Genomic DNA, 818 nt, shown 5'->3' with positions numbered 1-818 from the left:
AAAACATTGAGAGCCCCTGCTGCATGAAAGACCGCGGATTAGGCCGACAATGGTGAGTGTCTAATTCAGCCGCGGCGGCCACGCCGCATTCATGGAAGGGGCTCCCATGCTCGATACTACCACCTTCGTCGGCCTCGACGTCCACGCCCGCTCGATAAAGGCAGTCTCCCTCGACGTCATGACCGGGGAGGTGCGCTGCGCGACCTTCGGCTACGACGCCGGGGCAGTCGCGGAGTGGGTGCGGTCCGTGGACCCAAAGGCCAGGTGCGTGTACGAATCCGGGGTCACGGGGTTCGACCTGCAGAAGAGGCTCTCCGGCCTCGGGGTCGACTGCGTGGTCGGCGCCGTCTCGAAGATGATCAAGCCCAGCGCGGACAGGCGCAGGAAGAACGACCGCAACGACGCCGAGTTCCTCGCCCGCATGCTGTCGGTCGGCAACGTCGTCGAGGTGTGGGTCCCCGACGACGAGTGCGAGGCCGCCCGCGACCTGACCAGGGCGCTCGAGGACGCGAGGGACGACCTCTCGCGCGCGAAGCAGCGGCTCTCCAAGTTCCTGCTCAGGCACGGGCTCGCCTTCGACGAGAGGACGCCCACCGGCCGCAGGAAGGGCAACTGGACCCGGGCGCACTGGTCCTGGATCGAGTCGATTAGGTTCGCGGAGGGGGCCGACAACGACGTGCTCGCCTACTACGTCGACGCGGTCAGGCGGGCGGCGGAGGAGAAGGCGCGGCTCGAGGGGCTCGTCGAGGCCGAGGCCCGCAAGCCCAGATGGAGGAGGAGGGTCGACTCCCTCCGCTGCCTCAAGGGCGTAGACACCG

1 protein-coding gene is annotated in these 818 nt (G+C 67.7%); it reads left to right on the top strand.

The genetic code is table 11. The annotated features are described in order from the left end of the window. Window positions 1-106: 106 nt before the first annotated feature. On the top strand, window positions 107-818 hold a 712-nt coding region (locus DW661_RS10060), incomplete at its 3' end, for a transposase (RefSeq protein WP_233547504.1).

Origin of the sequence: Collinsella sp. AM24-1 (assembly GCF_003470325.1) — a bacterium.
Lineage (GTDB): Bacteria > Actinomycetota > Coriobacteriia > Coriobacteriales > Coriobacteriaceae > Collinsella.
The sequence above is the reverse complement of the archived record's forward strand: the minus strand, read 5'-3'. Positions and strand labels throughout refer to the sequence as shown.